This window comes from Ruegeria sp. CE8, assembly GCF_056537465.1.
Genome location: NZ_JBQFRP010000005.1, coordinates 1 through 22,384 on the forward strand (window position 1 = coordinate 1; position 22,384 = coordinate 22,384).

The following is a 22,384-nucleotide window of genomic DNA, read 5'->3' on the forward strand; positions in this document are numbered from 1 at the left end:
CGACGGACTGGCTGCCAATGGCGAAGACGGCAACGGCGCGGTCGAAGCAAAGGTCAAAGCCGAAGTCGCCGAACTCTGCGCCCGTTTCCCAATCTACCCGAACCTGTAAGATTCATAGTAACTAATGATCAGAACGGCGCCCCTAGGGCGCCGTTTTTCATTGGAACAGAGGTGAGCGCGGTCAGATAAAACCGCGCCAACGCAGAACGACCACCGCCAATACGGCCAACGCCAGAAACCCTAAAGCCAGCGATCCCAGAAAGCTCAGGAACCAACCCCATCGGCGATCTGCAAGGTTGATGCCGCTCAGATGTGATTGAACCTCTTCTGATGCCTGGACCAATTTCGGTGTATCCAGCACCAAACGAAGCTTGGGATGGGCAGCCATCTGCTCAGCGCTAGCCAGCATCATCGCCTGTTTGTAGATACGGCGCGGCAAACGGCGCTTGGCCTTTCGAACGGAGGCCGTCAACGTTTTGTCCTTCACACCCAGCTTTGCGCGCAGCAATTGAACTGTCTGCGCGATCTGGCTTTGGATATCTGTAGTCTGCGACATGACGCGGCCTCCTGCGCGCGGAATGTACCCTTTGACCGCAGGGGCGACAATGGGGGCTGGTCGTTTCAAACTGCGGCAGGTATCACACCAACATGCTGAACACGATTATCCACGGCGAGCCGACCGCGAATCCTCCTTTATTGATTGCTCATGGGCTATATGGGTCCGCCCGGAATTGGGGAGTCATTGCCCGTCGGTTGTCGGATGAAAGACAGGTTGTGGCCGTCGATATGCGCAACCATGCCTACAGCGACTGGACCGACCAGCACGGCTATCCCGATATGGCGGACGATTTGGCCGAGGTAATCCGGCATTTTGGCGGCAAAGCCGACATTGTCGGGCACTCGATGGGCGGAAAGGCCGCTATGATGCTGGCCCTGAGCCACGGCGATTTGGTTCGCAAACTGGTGGTGGCGGACATTGCGCCTGTCACCTATTCACACAGCCAGATCCAGTTCATTGAGGCTATGCGTGCGGTCGATTTTTCCACAATCGAAAGACGCTCGGACGCCGAAGCACAACTGGCTGGGCTGGGCGTCGAGAAAGCGCTTCAGAGCTTTTTTACACAATCCCTCGACATCAAGGGGCAACGCTGGCTTCTGAACCTCGACACACTCGCCGCCGAGATGCCGAAGATCATGGGCTTTCCCGAAACGGGCGCCTCTTGGGATGGCCCAACCCTGTTCCTGTCTGGGGGCGCTTCCGATTACGTATTGCCCCAGCACCGCGATACGATCCGCGCCCTGTTTCCTTCAGCGCGTTTTGCCAAAATCCCCGGCGCTGGCCATTGGCTGCACGCAGAGAAACCACGCGAGTTCGAGGCCGCGGTCAGGACCTTTCTGAACGCCTGATCAGGCTTCGCTCTGGTACAATCGTTTCGCCACCAACCAGGACGCCGGCAATGCGGCCACGCAACCAGCCGCGGCTGCGGATATGATTGCAATCGTTGACACCAGTCCAGCGGACAACACGGCGATGACAGCCGATCCGGCCATGGCAGTTGCGATCAGAGAGTACAGTATGGCGGCCAAACGTAGCATTGTCCGTCTTCCTTTTTCTTGAAGCCCGACAATCACATTACACAATCGGAATATCAGACGCATTGATCTGCGTCAGTATTCGACCGCTAAACATCTGATGATCAGATAACCTCACCACCGCCACTGGCCCAATCTCCCAGACCGCCTAGGTTGTAGACCTGCTCATAACCCATATCTTTCAACAATTTGCCGGCCAGCACCGCCCGTCCACCGGCCGCGCAATACAGCACGATCGGGCGGTCCTTTCGCATTTCCGGGTCGTGGGACTGCAGTGCATCATCAGCTCGGAACTCCAGCATGCCACGCGGGATGTGGTGCGCCCCTTTGGCCCGGCCGGTTTGCTGCAATTCAACAGCGTCGCGGACGTCCAGCAGCAGTGCGCCCTGCCCGATCAAATCCTTGGCTGTGTCTGTATCAATCCGTTCGACAGTAGCATTTGCTGCTTCCATCATTTGGCTAACGGTTAATGGCATGAAACGTCCCCTCTGGTGAATTCCACCAGATGCTAGCACGCAATAACGAGAAAGCGCAGTCAGATCGCCCAATTGGGCGATCAGTGCTCGCGGAAGGCGCGTGACATGCTGTCTGTCACAGGCTTTGCGATATAGGCCGCAAAAGTGCGTTCCTCGGTCTGGATCATGATCTCGGCAGGCATACCCGGGGTCGGGATGAAGCCACGAACACGTTCCATTTCTTCCGGCGCCAGCGAGATGCGGGCCAGATAGACTTCTTGCGGGACACCTGTTGAATCCTCGACCAGCGCGTCCGCTGAAACATAGAAGACCTCGCCGCTTAGCACCGGCGTGGTACGTTGGTTCAGCGCGACCAGTCGAACTGTCGCCTGCTGGCCCGTCACCACGCTGTCGATTTCTGTCCGGGGAACTTGTGCCTCGATGATCAGAGGCGCGTCCGATGGCAGAATTTCCGCGATGGGCTCACCGGTTTCGATAACACCGCCTGCTGTGTGATAGTGCAGACGCACCACAGTTCCCGACACCGGAGCGCGGACAACTGCACGATCCAGAACGCTGCGGGCCTGCCGCGCCTTCTCCCGAACACTTTCCAGATCGGCTTCGATCACGCCCAATTCATCCAGCGCAGCCTCGCGATAGGCGGAACGGGTACGGGTAATCTGTTCTTCGTATTTCAAAATCATCTGATTGATTTCGGCGGTTTCAGCCGTCAATCGCGCCTGCTGACCCTCGGCCTCGGCCTGGACCCGGCGGATCGTGTTGATGTCACCCTTCCGAACCAGCCCTTTTTCGAACAGGGCTTGTTTGGTGTCGAATTCTTCCTGAAGGATTTCGGCGCGCCGGATCATACTTTCCAACTGCGCTTCAAAACCACTGGAGCGGATCTTCAGCGCTTCCATATTGCGTTCCAGTAGGGCGATATCGTTCAGCAATGTCTTGCGGGACACGTCAAAACTAATCTTTTGCCCGTCAAGGATCGTCATCACTTCGACGTCATCCGACGCTTCGATCAGGTCCGGCGAAAACTCCAGCCGGTCCTTCTCGTTGTATTCAGCTGACAAACGTTCGGTCATGGCCTGAAGGCGAATTTTGCGGATAAACAGTTCGCGTTCGTTGGACTCAGCCGACGTCTGGTCGAGCGTCATCAACACCTGCCCTTTAACAACAGACTGGCCTTCGATGACTTTGATATCCTCGATAATGCCGCCTTCCAGATGCTGCACAATCTTGTTGCGCCCGGTTGCCACGAAACTGCCCTGGGCAATCACCGCCGCAGCCAAAGGTGCGCTGAATGACCAGAGGCCAAAGCCGCCAAAACAGACGACCAGCATAATGATACCGATGACGACAAAGCGATGGATTGAACGCGGAACCTCGGCATACCAGACCGTCGGATCGTTGGGGTCATTGTTTACGGGTACAAGTTCGTTCATGCTGGCCCCCCTTGCTGCTGTGACTGAATGCCGGGCCTGTTGCCGCGCGAGGCATTCAACTGTTGCAGAACTTGTTCACGCTGACCGAACAACGCGACGCGGCCATCTGTCAGCAGCATGATTTTGTCAACAACACTCAACAGAGTTGGTTTCTGGGTAATCACAACGACGGTGATCTTGTTTTCCTTGGCTTGGGCGATCGCGCGCGACAGCGCCTGATCCCCCGCGACATCCAGGTTCGAGTTTGGCTCGTCCAGAACGACCATACGCGGATTGCCGAAGAAGGCGCGCGCCAAAGCAATACGTTGCTTTTGCCCGCCCGACAGCGGCGAGCCATCGGCCGCAACCACCGTTTCATACCCTTGAGGCAATGTTGCGATCATATTGTGCACGTCAGCCAGAACGGCGGCATCGTGGATCTGTTCATCGGTCGCATCAGCGCGCATACGGCCAATATTGTCTTTGATGGTGCCGGGGAACAGCTGAACGTCCTGCGGCAGGTAACCGATGCTTTCGCCAAACTGACGCGGATCCCAATTGCGAATATCCATCAGGTCCAACCGGACGCTGCCTGACGTTGGCAGGATCGACCCAACCAGGGTTTTTCCCAGCGTTGTCTTGCCGGCGCCGGAATTTCCGATGACCGCAAGCGTTTCTCCGGGGTTCAGCGAAAAACTGATCCCGTTCAGAACGACCCGCTTGGTGCCGCCCGGAACGTAAAGCAGACGCTCAACATCCATCCGCCCCTCGGGACGTGGCAGGCGCAGTTTTTCAAATTGCAGGGCAGAGTTGGACAGAAGGTTTCTGATCCGTCCAAATGCAGCGCGTGTCAGCAGGAATGAATTCCAGCCTTCGATCGAACCTTCGATGGGCGCAAAGGCCCGTCCGGCGATGATCGAGGCGGCAATGACCATCCCGCCGGTAATCTCGCCCTGAAGCGCCAGATACGCACCCCAGCCCAGAATGGCAATCTGCGTCAGCAGACGCACCGCCCGAGAGATGGCAGCAAAGATCACGTTCCGATCCTGCGCGCGCACCTGCCAGGTCAGGGATTGCGCCGTGTCCCGGCCCCAGATGCGAACAGCCTCGGGGATCATCGCCAGCGCGTTGATGATCTGGCTGTTGCGCGCCATCGAGTCCAGATGCTGGTTCGCCATCGACTGCGCTCGGTTCGCCTCGGCAAATGGTTTGGCGGTCGTTTTCTGGTTGATCAGCGCAATCAGCATCAACAATAGCGCAGTTCCAATGACGATCGAGCCCAACTGCGGGTGTACAAGGAAGATCATCAAGATGAACAAAGGCGCGAATGGTACATCCAAGAACGAAATCAACGTTCCAGAAACCAAAAACCCGCGCACTTGCTGCAGGTCACCTAATGTCTGGTATTCACGGCCGTTTCCGTGCAACGACGCATGGGCAGCGGCACTCAATACCGGCGCGCCCAGTCGAGCGGCGACTTCAACTGCCGTGCGCATCAACATAAATCGACGCACGGCGTCAAAAGCCGCCTGGAAGATCACAGCCCCGGCAACAATCGTCGTCAGCATGATCAGCGTATCCAGCGACCGGCTGGTCAGCACGCGGTCACTGATCTGAAACAGATAAATCGGGATCGCCAGGATCAGAATATTCGTTGCGCAGGTCAGAACCAAAATGAACGCGAGGTTGCGCCAAATCGCTCGCAGAGACGTGCGCAAGGTGTTCTGAAAATCTTCAGGCGGCGTCCGCTTGTGGAATGTCTGGGGTGGCCCTTTGCCGTCACCGCCGCCGGATTTTCGGAGCTGCATCGGCTCGTTCGCCTTGGCCTCGATAGTGGCACCTATACGTTCACCGCCATTCGAACGCGAGTCGGGGGACATCCGCGCGGTCGTTTCCTTGGCGGTATCAGGATCGGGACCCTTGGCATCATCGGCCACCCCAGCGCCACGGCCCTGTGTGTTCTTGTCTTCGGCGGGCTGCGGCTGCTCGCGCCGGGGGGAAGACGCGGCGCGGCTTGGTGGTTCCGATTTGGGTTTGGATTCTTGTTTCTCGTGCGGCGCAGACTTGGCTGCAACGGGATCGTCCCGCGTTGCAGTCAATTTCGGACCATCTGTAGAATCTGGAACACGCATTTCTTCATTGAGACGCAAACTGAGCGCCTTCGCTGATTTAGGTACAGCATCCTCGCCATTTGGCTGCGGAAGCGTACCAACGCCCTTAATATCAAGCGGGCTGGCATCAGAAGAACGACGCGACGAAAAATTAATCGACATTTTTAAACTTTCGGGGCACTCGCAACAAACACAGTCATTAAGCTAACACGGATTGACCAAAACAGGTAGGTAATTCACGCCAACATGGTCTGCAGCGCATCATCGCCGCCGGCCATCTCGGATGGAGTAAGGTTGGACTGCGCCTGAGCGATCGCATTTTCGCCAGTTGCTGCCGTTTCTTCCATGATGATCGCAATGGCCTCATTGGTAATTTCCGCAGCCAAATTCTCGTCGGGAAGGTCGAGCAAAGACGCCTGATGCAACAAAAGGTCTGAGTACTCACCACCGGCCGCCATCACGGTCGAGTCAACACCAACCTTGGTGATGCTGGCGGAGTTCAGCAAAGCATTTCCTGCCCCCTGAACCACGGCACCATCAACCGAGAGATCATCCTGATCCTGCAAAATAGTAATTTGCTCTATCGCGTTGACCTGCACTAGATCGCCTTCGATCTTCAGGACACGCAACAACTCCATTCCGGCATATTCAGGATTGTTTGTCAGCGCATCCTCAAATGCTTCGCGGTCGACTTGCTGCAGCGGCATGGCCTCTGCATGCGGAATGTCCATCTCCTCGAATGTGTCTTCACCAGTGGTTGTCAACGAGGCCTGGTTCATGACCAGATTGTCATCAGCCTCATCCGGTGTTCCACCATCAAAGACATCATCATCCATCAGCACAATGGTCTGGTGCAGCTGGTCGACCGAAATCATGTTTCCGCCGATCATGATCAGATCGTAAAAATTGCCCAACTGAACAATGTTGGTCACGTTGGTCAGTATGTTGTCACCAAGCGCATACAGGCTGGTTGAGGCCGAGATTTCAGTGTTGATCTTGTCGATATCCGTGGCGTCGATCACCTGTTTTATGAAGTTTGTGACCCAAAGATCACCTTGAATCCAGGTAACAGAGACAATCGGATCAATACCCGGTTCTACGACACTGTCGTCTTGCCACCATTCTTCACTGGCTTCGGTCCCAATGTAGGACGCTTGAATCACATTGGTATCGCTTTGGACGCCCGGCCCGCCTTCATCGATATCGGACACAACTGCGACCTGGCTGACGACGGTCAGGCTGACGGACTTTCCGCCCACCGCGATAACAGGCGCATCAACCCAGGCAACTGTGATCGCAACTTGGTTGATCGCCAGATTTCCTCCGGCAATAACAACGTGCCCTTCACCAAACTCTTCGTCATCGGATCGATCCCATTCGTCTGGCATCATATCCGGTTCGTCGCTTTCTTCCTCGTCTTCCTCCTGATGGTGCGCCGGCAGAAGCTCGTTCCAATCCGGCATTTCATCGACCTTTTCGCCGTTCACGAAAATGCCCATCGCGTCTTCGCCGTGGAACTGGTGGATGACCACACCTTCGATCTGCACAATAGTCGCTGACTGCATCTGGTCGGCCAGCCCCTCGAGGTATTCCAGTGATTTGTAGTCTTCGATGTTCAGGGACGGGCTCGAAACGGCGTGCATCGACAACGCCGTGTCCAGCATCTCTTTGCCCTGCGCAATCTGGATTTCGATATTGCGGAAATCGCCGTGGCCGATCACATCGTTGTCACTCATGATGATCGTCTGGAACGTGTAGGTCACGGCCGAGCCGATAATTAGCGGGGCAACCTGCGGATCCAAAACCAGCACGGCTGTCTGGGCTTCACCGAACTCGACGCTCGGGATGTAGGGTTGTGGGCCAAAATTTGGTCCAACATAAATCTCTGCCATCGCAAGCGGGCCATCGGGCACAGGCGGCAAAGGAAGTTCCGGAGGTGGAGGAAGGAGTTTGTACGGTAGCGGATCGTACTCACCCGGGTCGAGTTTGAGATTTGCCTTTATCCGAATGGCTGTCGGATCCTCGAGTTCGTCCAGTTCGTTTTTACGCCGAAGCGCAGTGAATTCTTCGTATTGGTCCCGCAGACGGGCCTGTTCAATGGTCAGCTCAAAGGTTCCAACAAAATGCGCAATCGTTTCTGTAATACTGTCGAGTGACATATCGGTTTCCTTTTCCCCGCCCCGGCCTGAAATTTCCGCTTTGGGTTTGTTGGGCCGAGGCCGCCTGTTGCGGCCCCGGCAGTTTTGTCAGATAGGTCGGGGCCCGGTAATTCGGGCCCTGACTGCGACTTACACGTCGGTGTCGTCGCTGTTGTGGGTCGCGGTCATCGAACCACCAACCATTGTCGTATCGACCGAGTTGCCAAGTACGTTGGCACCCATGACGATCGACTGGTTGAACGCCGATGTGTCGACTACGGCCGCTGCCGAAGCATAGGACTCGCCGTTGACGATACCGTCGCCACCGTTGCCTGAGCCCCACGAACCAGCGTTGCCACCGGCTCCGCCAGCACCCGAGTATGCACCAGACGCATCGCCACCATCGACGTCAGCACCATAGGTATCACCACCGGTCGCATTGCCCGCGGCGCTGCCTGTGTTGCCGCCGTATCCGGCACCGGCACCACCGCCGCCACCGACGCCCGAAGTTGCCGCACCAGTCGCGCTGCCCATACCGGCCGAGGTCGCGTCATTGTTGGACGTCGCCTCGCCGCCATATCCGGCAATGGCTTCCGCCATGCTGTCTGCCGAACCGTCGGTATCCGCGGTTGAGAAGACTTCGGACAAACCACCGTCACCGGCGTTGTTTTCAGCGTCTGCAGATCCGGCACCCGTACCTGTGGATGCCGCATCCTGTTGCAGCGCACCACCGCCGCCACCAACACCATCAGCATTCGCGGTGCCAGTACCGTCGGTTTGTGCATAGCCGTCAGCGTCGTTGGTTCCACCGTCACCAGCATTGACTTCTGCATCCTGGTTGTTGTCGGCTTCACCGTTCACGTCACCCGGAGCTTGAGCGATAGCCGGACCCGTCGCGTCCTGATCACCTACACCCTGAGCATCGCCGGTAGCGTCAGCGGTACCACCGTTACCGGATGCACCCATGCCGGCACCACCAGGGCCGTTGCCGCTGTCACCGGAACCACCTTGGCCGTTGCCGCTGTCAGCGTCGCCACCGTCGCCGGCACCACCGTCGCCACCGTCACCAGCAGCACCCATGCCGTCGCCGCCCGAGCCGTTGCCGCTGTCAGCGTCGCCACCGTCGCCGGCACCACCGTTGCCGCTGTCAGCGTCGCCACCGTCGCCGGCACCGCCGTTGCCAGCGTCACCGAGCGCGCCTTTGCCGTCACCGCCGTCACCGCCAAGGTAGTCGCCGCCGTCACCGCCGGTGCCGTCGCCGCCAGTACCGTCGCCGCCGTCACCGCCAGGGCCGTTTCCGGCATCTGCGTCACCGCTGTCGCCGCCAGGGCCGTTACCGGCATCTGCGTCACCGCTGTCGCCGTCACCGCCATCGCCGTCACCGCCGTCACCGCCGTCGCCGTCGCCGCCAGGACCGTTACCGGCATCTGCGTCACCGCTGTCGCCATCACCGCCATCTGCGTCACCGCTGTCGCCGTCGCCACCGTCACCGTTACCACCGGTGCCGTCCGCGGATGCGCCAGCCAGACCTGCTGCTAGGCCCAGTCCGATGTTGCCACCGGATGTCGAGTCATTGGCTTGCGTATCGCTATCGCTCTCGTTGGCAGCGAGACCGAGGTTACCAGCGAGACCGCTACCACCGTTTGCGTCTTCGGCATCGACTTCATTGTCGGCACTGCCATCAACGTTGTTGTCAGCGTTCGACGCGTTGTTGCCACCGGCCGATTCACCGTCATTGTCAGCATTCGACGAACCGAAACCAAGGCCCAGACCAATGGATCCAGCGTTACCGCCTTCGCCGCCATCCGAATCTACATCTGATTCCGAGCTGCCTTCGTTGTGGGCATCCGATGTGCTGTCGGCATAACCACCGTCACCACCAGTGCTGTCACCGTCCGATTGAGCGTTGGAATGTCCGACGCCCAGACCGAAGTTCACAGCATCGCCAGAGTCACCACCGTCTCCGCCTGCGCCGTCGCCGTTAGCATCGCCGCTTATGCCGCCAAAGGCCGCTGTGTGTCCGCCATAGGTTTCGCCGTAAGCGTCACCTGCAGTGGTCGCGCCACCGTTGCCGGAGTTTCCGCCATCTGCGCCAGCAGAGATACCGTCACCAGCGCTTGCATCGCCGCCCGTGGCATCGCCCTCCTGCTTAAAACTACCGCTGTTGTTAACTTCGGCATGTTCAAGAGTGTCATCGTCATTCAGGCTGGCATACTGACTGTTGATCGCAGACATTGCGGTGGTTGTGCCGCTCATGTCGATGTTCAGAGTCATGTCATCGCCCGGATCGTAGTCAATATCGCCACCGGCGGTGATCACGTCACCAAAACTTGAATAATCGGCATCGATATCAACGACATCGTCATCGCTCGGCATGCCTTCTTCACCGAAATCGATATTGACCCAGTTTGAGTTGTCATTGTTCCCGTTGGTCTGGCTCTGGTCTTGTTTTTGGTCCTGACCTTGATCCTGGCCTTGGTCCTGACCTTGGTCCTGACCTTGCTCGTTTTCGACCTTGGTCGACTGACCCTGTTCTTGTTTTTGGTCCTGACCTTGATCCTGTTCGTTTTCGACCTTGGTCTCCTGTTCGGTCATATCAGCGTCAATGTGAGCTTCTTCAACTTTAACATCGGCTTCGACCGGAATAGAAACATCGCCGGTGTTAATTTCTTCTACGTCTACAACGTTATTCTGATTGCTATTACGTTCGCGTGACATAATTTTTTCCACTTATTAAGCGCACGGACCGTCATTCATCTACAAAACGGCTACTGGCGCGGTTGAAACTCTTCAACACACTCACACGCACAAACGCGCGTGGATGCGGTTTCGTTCAGTGAATTTTGTCCCACCCTCCTTTCTCGGCTTAGCCGACACCGTGTCTGCGGAAATGGCTCGCTGTAATGCGCGATTCGCCGACACATCAGGAATTAGAGCTTCGATATAGAAGCAGGCCCATGGTTACAGGCCGGGGACATCATGAATAGCTACCCTAAAGCACTAGAACGCCCAGCGCCTTGATTTCATTGTCGTAAAACTTGTGTGATCAAAAATGTCCGCATCTATAGCTTGCAGACCGCAATTAAAACCACCAGTTTAGGAATCCCTGCAATTACTTCTACTTATGCGGGAAGAGTTCTGGTTCACCTAATCGAAAGTAGTAGAACCGATTTTTGCGGTTGGACATATCATTGATGAATCTTGCACTTTCCGCTATAGTCGTATCTCTATACTGTTAATTTCTTCGAATTCTGCTCTACGAGTGCTGGTTACAATTTCGCCGTTTTTTTGTCGCGGCGCGGGTTAATAAGGGGGGAATAATGGGCAATCCGTTTCAGGATAATGCTGTCGCAAACGTTTCTAATCCCGAAGAATTCTCGATCAATTTTGTAGGTAAAGAACTCTTCTATTCAGATCAAACCATCAACGGTGTTCAAAGCGAGTTTGGCGTGTCTACGCGCCGGATCGAAACAATTGACGCGTTACCGGCGTTAAACGGGTCCGATGTCGGGGCCGGAAAAATAGTGGTCGTCGATCAGATGCTGCTGGATGATCTTTTGACCAGACCGCAAGTCTATACAGAAAGCGCTGGGTCAGGTTGCCTTGCTTTCGCCTATCGCAAGGAGGATGTGGCCCGCTTGGCTTTCGAAAACTGGGACCGCGGTCAATTTGGTGACATCGGCTATTTACCGATGAACGTTGCCCCGGACGTTTGGAGATCCATATTACGTTTGTTGCTGCATGAAGAGCTTTATCTGCCCTGTTTTCTTGCGGATTGCGTGGCGCACCCGCAGATATCTTCGAATGAGCCTCGGGAACCCGCTTCAAAGCCGGGCGATCTGCATCCCATCTATTCCAAGCTGACACGCCGGGAAAAGCAGGTTTTGCAGCTGGTCTCAAAAGGTCAAAGCAACAAGATTATTGCGTCGAACCTGGGTATCACCGAGCATACCGTCAAACTCCATATGCATAACGTGGCGGGCAAGATCGGCGTCAGCAACCGAACGGCGGCCGCACAGTTCTTTTTTGAGGTCGCGCCGGACGAGGCGCGAAATCTGCCCGTTGACTGACAATTTTGAATCCCGCTTTGACCGCCTCATCCTGATGGTCGGCAGGTTGAACTATATGTGGACCAACACGGAAAGCCTGTTGATTCACTTAATCGCCGGGTTGACCGAAACTGAAAAGGATGTTGCCGTCATCATATTTCTGACGCTGAACACTAGTCGCGCCAGGATCGATCTGGTTGAGCGGCTGGCAAAGATGGAAGGCCGCCCAGAGGAGATACGCGATCCGATTCTGGATCATACGCGGCGGCTCAGCAAACTCTCCGGCATTAGAAACAGATACAACCACTGTATCTATTCCTTTGACCCGGACAGCGGCAATCCCAAAACCATATTGATGCGCATTGCCGACCGGAAGACGGATATCAAACTCGGTCGGCAAGATATGGTTGACGAGGACGCGATGAAGGAAATCGAAAACGTGGTCGAACAGCTTTCAGAAGCCAACCGGGATATCTGGAAGATGATCACGCAACTCGGATTTCCAACCTGAAAAGTTGTGGTGCGGGCGGTGGGACTCGAACCCACACGGGCATACGCCCTTCAGATTTTAAGTCTGATATGTCTACCATTCCATCACGCCCGCTCAGCGTGCCGGGTCGCGTTGGGACCTCAAAAACTCAGTAAGACTATCAAGCCCTGAATACAATGCGTTTCACGGACGAATTTCCGGGTTTCGAATTCTTTGGCTCCTTCCAGTCAATTCACATCCCAGCCGCGCGGTATGGCCGCTCTTGCTGCCGCCCCCAATATGGCCTCATCGCTGCTGTTTTGACAGTTCCACACTTGGCCAACCACGCGCCGGGGTTGCGCGCGCCTTGCTTAACTTCCACCAAAGGTTTAACCCTGCGCCATAGCCCAAAAGCAATTGAGTTTACTTATGAGTACCGAGCAGAAGTCCTTTCAGGATCGCGTCGCGCGCATTAGTCAACGCGCAGAAGAAGCCGCCAGAAAAGCCCCGCCACCCAGAACCGAAAGCATCTGGAAACGCCTCGCGTATCCCGCATCTTTCCTCGGTGCATTCCTTTTGGGTGTGCTGGTCGTATTCCTGACCCGCTACATTCAGCTTCAGATGGCGGGTGTACCGGACCCTCGTCAAATCAACACGCAGGACTTTATCGGCATAGGCCTGGCCAGCATGGCTGGGATCGTCATATCGCTGTTTCTCAAAGACAAACAGAAAGAGTTTGCCAGCGCGAGCACGCTGGGCGTGCTTCTAACAACTTTCACCTTTCACAATCTGGTGTGGAAGTACCCCGAGTATTTCGAACGGATATACAGTGAAGATTGGGTGGAGTTCATCCAGAAGATAACCGAACCATCCAGTCTCTATGTATTTGGTATCGTCATTGGCCTAAGCTGACCAAGCCTCGCCCGAGTCTCCACGTGGGCGAATCTGCCAGGCTTGCTGGCGCACTGGACAAACGGCGCACCACACCAAGATTGCGCAACGCGTCACCGCCCAAACCAAAACTCGATCAACTGCACTTAGAAGCGCGCGATACTGCAACCTGCTTGCCAGAAATGAATGGAATATCGTGGTGCCCCCACACGGACTCGAACCGCGGACCTACTGATTACAAATCAGTTGCTCTACCAGCTGAGCTATAGGGGCGCTGAGTGTCGATTACTGTCTCTTTTAGCGGACTGCAAGCCTCAATTTTCATCCTAACTTAGGGATTTTCGAATTTCCTTGTGATGCGATCAATCACCTGCAGCCATGGGGGTGATTTGACTGTCCCAAGCACAGCCTGTAACTCGACAGGCAGGCACAAGAATGCAAGGACAAGAACCGAATATGCAGGTTGCTATCCACGCAGGCGCAGCGTTTACCGACGAAGGGCGGCTGCTGAAGTCGTTGCAGACTAATAGGGACGTGCTTGCACAATACAGTGTCGCGCTTTTTGGCCCTCGCCGATATCGTCAGGTATTCAAACCAGCGTTTGAAGCACTGAGAACCCGGCCTCCAATGCCGGACGAGATTGAAGGTATTCGAGGCAATCTGCCGACCGATCCCGAAATGCAGCGCGCCATTTTCACAAGCGACGGCTTTGCCGGCGAGAAAGATACACTGCTTTCGGATGGTCAGTTCTATCCTTCCGCGGGAAAACGAATGTCGGTTCTTGAGGAAGCATTTCACGATTGCCAGATCGAACTATTTCTGGCGCTCAGAAACCCCGGCAGCTTTATCCCGAAACACCTTATGTCCCTCACCGAAGAGGAACGCCAAAACGTCATCCGCAGCAATGATCTAAGCCATCTCAGTTGGATCGGAATGATTGAAGATATCCGGGACTTCGCTCCGGACGTGCAGATCACGCTATGGGCTAACGAAGACACTCCGTTGATTTGGGGCGATATCCTGCGCAGCATCGGTGGGTTGCCGGACAACGCCCAAATTGTGGATGAGTACGATCTGCTGATATCGCTTTTGACCGATAAGGGAAAAGCGCAGGTCAAGGCGATTCTGGATGCAAGCTCCGATCAACCGAAGGCCGATACAAGAGACGCTCTTGCCGCGGTATTGGAAGACCACGCCCAGCCGGAAAAAATGGAAGAAGAGCTGGACTTGCCCGGCTGGAGCGAAGAGATCGTCGACGCGTTCTTCGAGCTATACGAGCAAGACCTGATCAGGCTGGATGCGATGACCGGGGTACGGGTATTAAAGCCCTGAACACAACCCCGGCGCAGCTCACATGCCCAATGCTTCCTTATACATTTCAAGCACGGCTTCTTCTTCCGCGATATCGTCCTTGTCGCGCTTGCGCAGCGCAATGACCTTGCGCATGACCTTGGTGTCGTAACCGCGCGCCTTGGCTTCGGCCATTACTTCTTTTTGCTGTTCCGCCAGGTCCTTTTTCTCGGCATCCAGCCGTTCTATCCGCTCTACAAACTGACGCAGCTCGCCTGCTGTCACACGGTAGTTGGCGGCGGCCTGATCTTCGGTCACATCTTCCATATTCATCTCTCCAAAAGGCTGCGATCTGATGCATTAGCAACGGCAGTTAGCCGGATACATTGCCACTGCGTGGGCTGCAAGCATCCAATCCCGGGCGGGCTTGTGCGCAGACAACCGATCCGCTAAGCGCAAGGAAGATTTGCGGGAAAATGTAGGGAACTATGTTCGAATTCATCACCTGGGGCGGTGCCGCCCTGTCGCTCGCCGGCCTGCTGGGCCTGGTCTGGTGTATCCTGCGTGTGATGAAGGCGCGCAAGTCCGGCCTTTCGGATGACGAATTGCGCGCCGTTGTTCAAAGCGTTCTACCGTGGAATCTGGCTTCGCTTTTTCTTTCGGTGATTGGCCTGATGCTGGTTATTCTAGGAATTTCTTTCAGCTAATTCAGCGCCTCAGATCGGCATGTTGTCGAAATGTGCTTCCATGACGTCTTCACACAAAGCCGCATCAAGCCGCCGCAGGCGCGAAGGTACATGCACACCTTGCTGACGCATACGAGCAATCACATTGGTCACGCTGGGCTGCAGGGCAAGACGTGTTTCCAGACAGGCATTCTGCAGCTTTTGCTCTAAGTGTTCGGCTTCGGAATACAAATTCATTGTAGACATATCCATCCTCCCAATTGCTGTCAGTGTGACTGATATAGGTAACCGTTTTAAGACCTGCCGATCTTAGCTGGCAAACGCGCGGAAACTCGCCTGCCCGCAGCGCTGTTTTGGCAACCTAAAGCAGAATGATTAAATTCTACTCGGATTCAGATTAAGTTGCCTTGACAGGCATCAAATTAAAGAATGTCGGTTGCGTCACATTCGAAAAATAATATATGAATAAAGACGCGCTGACGGAGGGCCATATGACACCGATTGTGAAAGCCTTTTTCGACCCCGAGACCTTTACGGTTTCCTACCTCGTACAAGAACCCGAAGGTACGGCCTGCGCCATCATCGACAGCGTTCTCGATTTCGATCACGCCTCTGGCCGCACGAACACCAGTTCGGCAGATCAGATCGTGGCCTACGTCCGGGACAATGAACTACGGGTCGAGTGGATTTTGGAGAGCCATGTCCACGCCGATCACCTTTCGGCCGCGCCCTACCTGCAGCAGGAACTAGGCGGGAAAATCGGCATCGGGGACCAGATCGTCACCATCCAGGAAACCTTCGGCAAGATTTTCAACGAAGGCACCGAGTTCCAGCGCGACGGCAGCCAGTTCGACGCCCTATTCCGCGACGGCGACAGCTTTCATGTCGGTCAGATGCGCGGTGACGTGCTGCATACGCCCGGCCATACGCCCGCTTGCATGACGTATGTGATCGGCGATGCGGCTTTTGTTGGCGACACGTTGTTCATGCCCGATTTCGGAACGGCGCGGTGCGACTTCCCGGGCGGGTCGTCAGAAACGCTATTCGGGTCGATCCAAAAAATCCTGTCCTTGCCGGATCAAACGCGGATCTTCGTCGGTCATGACTACAAAGCACCGGGACGCGACGAATATGCCTGGGAAACGACGGTCGGTGAGCAAAAGGCCCTGAACGTCCATATTGGGCAAGGCCGGACGATCGAAGAATTCGTCGAAATGCGCGATGCGCGGGATGCGACATTACCGATGCCGCGCCTGATCCTGCCCTCTCTGCAGGTTAATATGCGCGCGGGTCAGATGCCTCCGGCGGATGAAGAGGGTGACGTGTTTTTGAAGATCCCTATCAACAAGCTGTGACACACGCCGATCAACCGGACAAAGGATACTGAATGCATACGGAATGGATATGGGGGCTGGTCGGCGGCTTGCTGATCGGGCTTGGTGCCGCCGTCTACCTTTTGGGCAATGGCCGCATCATGGGCGCCAGCGGAATACTGGGCGGGTTGGTTGATGGCAGCGACCGAGCACTTGAGCGGCTTTGCTTCATTGCCGGGGTTATCGGCATGCCTGTCCTACTGCGACCCTTATTCTCATCAGCACCTGAAACGCATCTGACCAGCAATTTCGTCGTAATCGTGGTTGCCGGGTTGTTGGTCGGCGCTGGTACGCGAATCGCCAACGGGTGCACCTCGGGGCACGGGGTGTGCGGGATTTCCCGGTTTTCGATCCGGGGCATCGTCGCAACCCTGATCTACATTGGTGCAGGTGGGGTAACCATTGCCCTTATGCGTCACGTCTGGGGGCTGATTTGATGCGCGTTTTCATTTCTTTGCTTGCCGGATCCCTGTTCGGTGCCGGACTTTTGATTTCGGGTATGACAGACACCACGAAAGTTCAGGGCTGGCTGGACGTTTTCGGGAACTGGGATCCTACACTGGCCTTCGTTATGGGTGGAGCGATCCTGCCAATGTTCGTCGCGTGGAGGCTTACGCCCCACCGTACACCCCTGACCGGAGGAGAGTTCCCAAAGAAGAGTTCGCCCGAACTGGATCGCCGCCTTGTTGCGGGTTCTGTGATGTTCGGCATGGGTTGGGGCTTGGCGGGGCTTTGCCCTGGACCCGCGATCGCATCCGTAACCTATGGCGGCTTCGGGGGCGTGGTGTTTCTGGTCGCCATGATCGCAGGAATGTTTGCGGCCCCCGGCCTTGGCGCGCAACTGGACAGGACCGCAAACGCGGCCTAAGCAATTGTCATGGAGATTCGACCAATTACCCCCCGCTACGCCGTCTCGCCCCAGATCACGGTCGAGGACGTCCCAGCCATCGCCGCAGCAGGTTTCGTTAAGGTCATCTGCAACCGCCCCAATGCCGAAGTTCCCCACGATATGCAGTCGGACGCGATCGGTCAGGCCGTGCGGGCAGCGGGTATGGAATACGAAGTTCTGGAATTGACGCATCAGACCATGACGCCCAGCAACGTGGCCTTGCAGCGAGAGCTCTCGGAAAGCTGCTCGGGGCCAGTTCTGGCCTATTGCGCGTCGGGCACGCGCTGTTCGGTGGTGTGGGCGCTGGGCCAATGCGACCGTATGAGTACAGATGACATTCTGGAGGCTACAACCAAAGCCGGATACGCCTTGGAAAACCTGCGTCCAGCGTTGGATCACTTGCGGAACATGGAACGCTGAAGGTTTCTGCTCATCAGGTTTAACCAAGCTCGTCATCCAACCCCGTCAAACCCGCCAATTGCGAAATTTCGGCGACCATTTGATCCGGATTTTCAAAGCCCAACCCGCCCTCTATGTCGTTTATCGCCGCTGAGCCTATCGGCACAACGCCCTGGGTGGCGTTGTCCGGAACCGGTTCGTCCAAAACTTCTCGCTGTGTTACATTTGATCTTGCTTCGAGGAACTGAGGCAAATCCGAATGCTCAGGCGACCGTGCGGCATTTTCGTTTAATCTTACTGCGCGCATCCCTCCACATTGGCCCAATCGTCCCTCAGCAACGCGGGTCCGATCAATTGTCAGGACCTCCGCCCGGTCCAGCCTTGATCCGATCAGCGGCAGAACGTCGCCCACCACAAGCCCGGAAAGGGTTGCCAATGGTAGCGACATCCGGCTGATTACCGTATTCAACTGGGCTCGAACAACACCGGACACCTGTTCGAGATTCGGCCCCGCCTCCTCCGGCCTGGTGTCATCGGCGCCCTGATCTGCCGCCTGTTCGGGAAGAATGACCGAGATCTGACCCTGTCGAAGCCCCCCGCCCAGTTCCACCGTTAGCTCAAAAACGCGATATGCGTCCTCGACCATGGCCAGCGTCAGGCTACGCAGATCGGGAGGCCGCGCACGGAATTCATAACCCGAAAGGCTGGACTGATCGGCCGCCGCTTCGACCAGACCAACAGCCCGCACAAGAGCTTCCTCCACCAGTGGGGCCACCATAGCGGCATCGGTATCCGTGTACTCCCGCGCGACTGGAGGGGTAGACATGACCTCCCCGATTGTTTGCACCTGAACGATTGCAGATGCGGCCCCCATGTCCATGCAAACGGCCGCGGACATCCCCTCGCCGCTGCAAAACTGAAGCAGCAGCCAGTCTTCACCCGCCGTTTCGGTAAGGTCTCCCGGTGCTCTGCTGGATTGCTTTGCGCCAATAACCGAAAGCGGCAACTGAAAACGGTCACCGGCTGTTCGTGCAAACGCCAGTCGCAGCGCACGCAGAACGGAACGCGGTTTTTCACCCTGCTCTTCCCGCCCTGCCGAAAGTTTGCGTGCCAAAGCTGTGCTGACAGACTGCGTCATTCCGGTTACCGCTGTGAGTTTCTGAATCTGTTTTCCGGTCTAACCCGGCGCAGGTTACCAATGCCTTTATGGCCGCCTTATTGCGCGGCCTGCTGGTAAGCCAATGGCAGGCGGACGCGGAACGCCGCGCCACCCTGACCGGGCAGGTAACTGATCTCGCCGCCCAGACGCTGCATGATCTCTCGGCAGATCGCCAGTCCCAACCCGGCGCCGCCTGCCTTGTCCACGCCAACGCGGGCAAATTTCTCGAACACCATCGACTGCGCTTCGGGCGGGATGCCACTACCATTGTCAGCAAAGTCGATAACGACCTGCCCACCAACGTCATGGGCTGAAATGGTCAAGACCGGGTCATCCGCATCGCAGTATTTCTGTGCGTTCGAAATCAGGTTGATGAAAACCTGCCCCAGCCGATCAAGGTCGGTGTGCAGTGGGATCCGCTCTGACGATCTTGACCGCTGAACCTTTAACGCCGGTCGCGATCCGGCCAGCGCGCTGGACACTGCCCGATCCAGAACCGAGTACAGCGTATCCCCGCCCACATTCAGGCTGACCCGCCCGCTTTCCAGCACACTCAGGTCCAGAAGATCGTCCAGCAATCGCGTCAGCCGCAATGCCTCATCATGGATGATCGCAGCATAGCGTGTCTGTTCCTCCGTGCTCAGACCATCGGTGTCGCGCATGATTTCAGAAAACGCGCGGATCGATGTCATGGGCGTACGCAATTCATGGCTGACCTGGCTGAGGAAGCTGTCTTTTTGCTCGGAAATTTGTGTGAGTTTGGTGTTGGCCTCGCGCAGTTGCCTCGCGGTGCGGCTAAGTTCAGCGGATTTGACTTCAAGCTGGCTGGAGTACTCCAACAGTTGCGCTGACTCGTCCGCCACGGCCAAAAGATCCTCGACCGAGACCGATGAACCGCCGACGATCTGCCCGATCATCGCATGAGCCGTCGCAGCCCCGACCGAACCGCTGAGCTCGCGCTCCAGACGTTCCAGAAAACCCGGCGTTGGCTCGGGCAGGCTTGCCCTGCCGCCCTGCGCCTTGGCCTCAGCCTGAAAAAATTCCTGTGCCGGACCCGCGCCCAGAATTCGCTGGGTCATGATCATGAGGTCTTCGCTTTGCGCCACGGACCCCGTCCAGCCCCGCGGCGCGACCGAGTGGTCGTAAACGTTGACGAATTGCGCGCCTTGCAGTCGTTCCAGCGGGCTGGGAAAGCTCAGCAGGGAAGCGGCGCAGAATGCAAATGTGTTCAGGGTCAGCGACCACATGACCGTGTGGACCATCGGGTCCATGCCGTCGATCCCAAATAGGGCCTGAGGGCGCAACCAACTCCAACCGAATGGCCCATTTTGCAGGACCGTTTCGGGCATTAGGGCGCCGCCCATCCCCGGCAGCAGCAGCGTGTAGATCCACAGAAGGAACCCAACTGTCAGCCCAACCAGCGCGCCGGTTCGCGTAGCCCCGCGCCAGAAAAGGCCACCCACCAGCGCCGGCAGAATCTGGGCAATCCCCGCAAAGGCCACCAGCCCGATTGATGCCAGAGCGGCGCCGCCGCCGGACAAACGGTAATAGAAGAAGCCCAGTGCCATGATGACCGCGATGGATACACGTCGCGCAACCAGCACGACGTTGCGCACATCCCCGGACACCGAGCCGGAACCTTCCTGTGTGCTCAGCCAGATTGGCATGACCAGATGGTTCGACACCATGGTCGACAGCGCCATCGCCGTCACGATGACCATGGAGGTTGCCGAAGAGAACCCCCCGATAAATGAGAACATCGCCAGCCAGTCATTACCCTGTGACAAGGGCACGGTCAGAACAAACAGGTCCGGGTTCGACCCCTCCGGCATCAAATCCAGCCCTACAACGGCAATGGGAATGACGAACAGGCTCATCAGCAGCAGGTAAAGTGGAAAAGCCCAGGCCGCAGTTCTCAGATGCCCTTCATCAGCGTTCTCAACTACCATCACCTGAAACATGCGCGGCAAACAGATGAAAGCAGCGGCAGACAGAAAGATGAATGTTGTCCAGCGCCCGCCATCCACGTTCCACTGTCCGATCTCGGACGCATCGATACGATCCATCATCGGGCCGACGCCACCCGCGATACCCCATACGACGAATATCCCGACTGCGAGCAGAGCGAAGAGTTTTACGACCGATTCCAGTGCGATTGCCGTTACCACCCCGTGGTGGCGTTCGTTCGCGTCCAGATTTCGGGTCCCAAAAAGAATCGCGAACACCGCGAGCCCGGCGGCCACCCAGAACACGCTGGATCCTTCACGGTACAAACCGGATGGATCAGCCTCGGCAAAAATGGAAAAAGACAGGGTTATGGATTGCAACTGCAGTGCGATGTAGGGCGTCCCGCCCAACACAGCTAAAATCGTCACACAGATCGCCAGCGTATTGGACTTGCCGTAACGCGATGAGATCAGGTCAGCGATGGAGGTCACGCGCTGGCTGCGCCCGACCCGCACCAGCTTGCGCAGACCCCACCACCAGCTGAGCATGACCAGCGTAGGCCCGAGGTAAATCGTGACAAACTCCAACCCTGACCGCGCCGCATTGCCGACCGCGCCGTAAAACGTCCAAGCGGTGCAATAGATTGATAGCGATAGTGTGTAGATCAACGGAGACCGCAGCCAAGCCCCCCTGCCAGCTGCCGCCATCCGGTCGGCTGCAAAGGCCACGCCGAACAACAGTACGACATAGCCAAGGCAAACGAGAATCAGAACATTCAGCGTGGCCATCGATCCGACTCCGGCTCGGAATCGTCATTTGCTGCCATGCGTCTGGCGGCAAAGCCAAAGATCAGGCTGATCACAATCAGCAAAGCCCAACTGGAAAAAATGTACAGAATGGCCGAAGACAAAGGCACGCCGTCACCAGTCGAACTCTGACTGGGCCATAGCAACGGCAGCGCGATCAAAGCCGCCCCAAGAATTGGCAACAGCCGCGCGGCATCCGTCAACCTGCGACGGCGATAGCTGTGACGCTCAAGAAAAAGCGAAGGCCGTGCCCCTTTGGGCTGTCGATCTTCGCCCAGGCTCATGACCGCGTCGCCTGCGCATGCAGGTCACGCACAGCCGTCAGCACTTCGGCATTGGAAAAGGGTTTGGTCATAAAGCGGCTGACCCCAGCATTTTCAGCCATTTCCCGATCACGCGATTGCCCTCGGGCCGTCAGCATCAGAACCGGCAAACCCTGCAGGTCTTCTATCTCGCGCAGATCACGCAAAATCTCCATGCCGCTTTTCCCCGGCAGCATAACATCCAGAATAACCAGATCAGGGTTCGCACCCTGAATGACCTGAATCGCATCCGAACCTTCGGCATGCGTTTCCACCAGCCAACCTTCGCGCGTCAGCAAAAAACGAATAGCTTCGGCGATGTTGGGCTCGTCCTCAATTAACAGAACCTTACGGCTCATATGTTCCATCCCTCCCCGTGACGTGTTCTGTTCGT

General features: G+C 56.6%; 23 protein-coding genes and 2 tRNA genes. 10 read left to right on the plus strand and 15 right to left on the minus strand.

What is annotated here, in order from left to right; genetic code table 11:
- Positions 1-181 precede the first annotated feature (181 nt).
- Positions 182-556: a hypothetical protein gene (locus ACR0AA_RS10000; RefSeq protein WP_480663393.1), complete on the minus strand. Its 375-nt coding sequence runs from the start codon at positions 554-556 to the stop codon at positions 182-184.
- A 92-nt stretch (positions 557-648) separates the two neighbouring features.
- Here ACR0AA_RS10000 and ACR0AA_RS10005 point away from each other — a divergent pair, with 92 nt between their 5' ends.
- Positions 649-1,407: an alpha/beta fold hydrolase gene (locus tag ACR0AA_RS10005; RefSeq protein WP_480663391.1), complete on the plus strand. Its 759-nt coding sequence runs from the start codon at positions 649-651 to the stop codon at positions 1,405-1,407.
- Here the strand turns inward: ACR0AA_RS10005 and ACR0AA_RS10010 are convergent, their stop codons facing one another.
- The 6 genes from ACR0AA_RS10010 to ACR0AA_RS10035 form a co-directional block, all read right to left on the minus strand.
- A complete protein-coding gene (locus ACR0AA_RS10010) occupies positions 1,408-1,596 on the minus strand; it encodes a hypothetical protein (protein WP_480663389.1) in 189 nt (62 codons plus the stop codon).
- A gap of 101 nt (positions 1,597-1,697) precedes the next feature.
- A complete protein-coding gene (locus ACR0AA_RS10015) occupies positions 1,698-2,069 on the minus strand; it encodes a rhodanese-like domain-containing protein (RefSeq protein ID WP_480663387.1) in 372 nt (123 codons plus the stop codon).
- A gap of 80 nt (positions 2,070-2,149) precedes the next feature.
- Entirely contained in the window at positions 2,150-3,502 is a 1,353-nt protein-coding gene (locus tag ACR0AA_RS10020) for an HlyD family type I secretion periplasmic adaptor subunit (protein WP_480663385.1), read from the minus strand.
- Positions 3,499-5,754, minus strand: coding sequence for a type I secretion system permease/ATPase (locus tag ACR0AA_RS10025; protein WP_480755933.1), 2,256 nt, complete (start codon positions 5,752-5,754; stop codon positions 3,499-3,501). Before ACR0AA_RS10025 ends, ACR0AA_RS10020 begins: the two co-directional genes overlap by 4 nt.
- A gap of 74 nt (positions 5,755-5,828) precedes the next feature.
- On the minus strand, positions 5,829-7,751 hold the full coding sequence (locus ACR0AA_RS10030; protein ID WP_480755934.1) for a type I secretion protein: 1,923 nt from the start codon (positions 7,749-7,751) through the stop codon (positions 5,829-5,831).
- Positions 7,752-7,880: 129 nt separating this feature from the next.
- The gene (locus ACR0AA_RS10035) at positions 7,881-10,448 is read right to left on the minus strand and encodes a beta strand repeat-containing protein (RefSeq protein ID WP_480755935.1); all 2,568 of its coding nucleotides are present in this window, start codon (positions 10,446-10,448) and stop codon (positions 7,881-7,883) included.
- 602 nt (positions 10,449-11,050) lie between these two features.
- On the opposite strand from ACR0AA_RS10035, the gene ACR0AA_RS10040 reads away from it, so the two are divergent.
- Positions 11,051-11,800, plus strand: coding sequence for a helix-turn-helix transcriptional regulator (locus tag ACR0AA_RS10040; RefSeq protein WP_480663377.1), 750 nt, complete (start codon positions 11,051-11,053; stop codon positions 11,798-11,800).
- On the plus strand, positions 11,793-12,290 hold the full coding sequence (locus tag ACR0AA_RS10045) for a hypothetical protein (protein WP_480663375.1): 498 nt from the start codon (positions 11,793-11,795) through the stop codon (positions 12,288-12,290). Before ACR0AA_RS10040 ends, ACR0AA_RS10045 begins: the two co-directional genes overlap by 8 nt.
- 7 nt (positions 12,291-12,297) lie before the next feature.
- On the opposite strand, the gene ACR0AA_RS10050 is transcribed toward ACR0AA_RS10045, so the two are convergent.
- Positions 12,298-12,383, minus strand: a tRNA-Leu gene (locus ACR0AA_RS10050).
- 294 nt (positions 12,384-12,677) lie between these two features.
- Between ACR0AA_RS10050 and ACR0AA_RS10055 the strand changes: the two genes are divergently transcribed.
- Positions 12,678-13,160, plus strand: a complete 483-nt coding sequence (locus ACR0AA_RS10055; RefSeq protein ID WP_480663373.1) for a hypothetical protein — start codon at positions 12,678-12,680, stop codon at positions 13,158-13,160.
- Positions 13,161-13,336: 176 nt separating this feature from the next.
- Here ACR0AA_RS10055 and ACR0AA_RS10060 read toward each other — a convergent pair.
- Positions 13,337-13,412: transfer RNA gene (locus ACR0AA_RS10060), tRNA-Thr, on the minus strand.
- A 162-nt stretch (positions 13,413-13,574) separates the two neighbouring features.
- Here ACR0AA_RS10060 and ACR0AA_RS10065 point away from each other — a divergent pair.
- Positions 13,575-14,471, plus strand: coding sequence for a hypothetical protein (locus tag ACR0AA_RS10065; RefSeq protein WP_480755936.1), 897 nt, complete (start codon positions 13,575-13,577; stop codon positions 14,469-14,471).
- Between the two features lie 18 nt (positions 14,472-14,489).
- On the opposite strand, the gene ACR0AA_RS10070 is transcribed toward ACR0AA_RS10065, so the two are convergent.
- Positions 14,490-14,756, minus strand: a complete 267-nt coding sequence (locus ACR0AA_RS10070; RefSeq protein WP_058272185.1) for a DUF2312 domain-containing protein — start codon at positions 14,754-14,756, stop codon at positions 14,490-14,492.
- Between the two features lie 161 nt (positions 14,757-14,917).
- On the opposite strand from ACR0AA_RS10070, the gene ACR0AA_RS10075 reads away from it, so the two are divergent.
- Complete coding sequence (locus ACR0AA_RS10075; protein ID WP_480663369.1) at positions 14,918-15,136, plus strand: hypothetical protein; 219 nt, start codon at positions 14,918-14,920, stop codon at positions 15,134-15,136.
- Positions 15,137-15,145: 9 nt separating this feature from the next.
- On the opposite strand, the gene ACR0AA_RS10080 is transcribed toward ACR0AA_RS10075, so the two are convergent.
- The gene (locus tag ACR0AA_RS10080; RefSeq protein ID WP_239336222.1) at positions 15,146-15,361 is read right to left on the minus strand and encodes a hypothetical protein; all 216 of its coding nucleotides are present in this window, start codon (positions 15,359-15,361) and stop codon (positions 15,146-15,148) included.
- Between the two features lie 245 nt (positions 15,362-15,606).
- Between ACR0AA_RS10080 and ACR0AA_RS10085 the strand changes: the two genes are divergently transcribed.
- Genes ACR0AA_RS10085 through ACR0AA_RS10100 form a run of 4 tightly spaced genes read left to right on the plus strand, consistent with a single transcriptional unit; the run spans position 15,607 to position 17,797 of the window.
- Entirely contained in the window at positions 15,607-16,470 is an 864-nt protein-coding gene (locus tag ACR0AA_RS10085; protein WP_480663367.1) for an MBL fold metallo-hydrolase, read from the plus strand.
- Between the two features lie 32 nt (positions 16,471-16,502).
- The gene (locus ACR0AA_RS10090; protein WP_480663365.1) at positions 16,503-16,925 is read left to right on the plus strand and encodes a YeeE/YedE family protein; all 423 of its coding nucleotides are present in this window, start codon (positions 16,503-16,505) and stop codon (positions 16,923-16,925) included.
- Complete coding sequence (locus ACR0AA_RS10095; RefSeq protein WP_480663363.1) at positions 16,925-17,356, plus strand: DUF6691 family protein; 432 nt, start codon at positions 16,925-16,927, stop codon at positions 17,354-17,356. The genes ACR0AA_RS10090 and ACR0AA_RS10095 overlap by 1 nt, the downstream gene beginning before the upstream one ends.
- A gap of 9 nt (positions 17,357-17,365) precedes the next feature.
- Positions 17,366-17,797 (plus strand): protein tyrosine phosphatase family protein, encoded by a 432-nt coding sequence (locus tag ACR0AA_RS10100; RefSeq protein WP_480663361.1) that lies wholly within the window; start codon positions 17,366-17,368, stop codon positions 17,795-17,797.
- A gap of 19 nt (positions 17,798-17,816) precedes the next feature.
- On the opposite strand, the gene ACR0AA_RS10105 is transcribed toward ACR0AA_RS10100, so the two are convergent.
- The 4 genes from ACR0AA_RS10105 to ACR0AA_RS10120 all read right to left on the minus strand — a co-directional run bounded on the left by ACR0AA_RS10105 (position 17,817) and on the right by ACR0AA_RS10120 (position 22,349).
- Entirely contained in the window at positions 17,817-18,914 is a 1,098-nt protein-coding gene (locus ACR0AA_RS10105) for a FliM/FliN family flagellar motor C-terminal domain-containing protein (RefSeq protein WP_480755937.1), read from the minus strand.
- Between the two features lie 77 nt (positions 18,915-18,991).
- The gene (locus tag ACR0AA_RS10110; RefSeq protein ID WP_480663357.1) at positions 18,992-21,670 is read right to left on the minus strand and encodes an ATP-binding protein; all 2,679 of its coding nucleotides are present in this window, start codon (positions 21,668-21,670) and stop codon (positions 18,992-18,994) included.
- A complete protein-coding gene (locus ACR0AA_RS10115) occupies positions 21,658-21,972 on the minus strand; it encodes a hypothetical protein (protein ID WP_480663355.1) in 315 nt (104 codons plus the stop codon). Before ACR0AA_RS10115 ends, ACR0AA_RS10110 begins: the two co-directional genes overlap by 13 nt.
- Positions 21,969-22,349: a response regulator transcription factor gene (locus ACR0AA_RS10120; protein ID WP_480663353.1), complete on the minus strand. Its 381-nt coding sequence runs from the start codon at positions 22,347-22,349 to the stop codon at positions 21,969-21,971. The genes ACR0AA_RS10115 and ACR0AA_RS10120 overlap by 4 nt, the downstream gene beginning before the upstream one ends.
- Between the last annotated feature and the right edge of the window lie 35 nt (positions 22,350-22,384).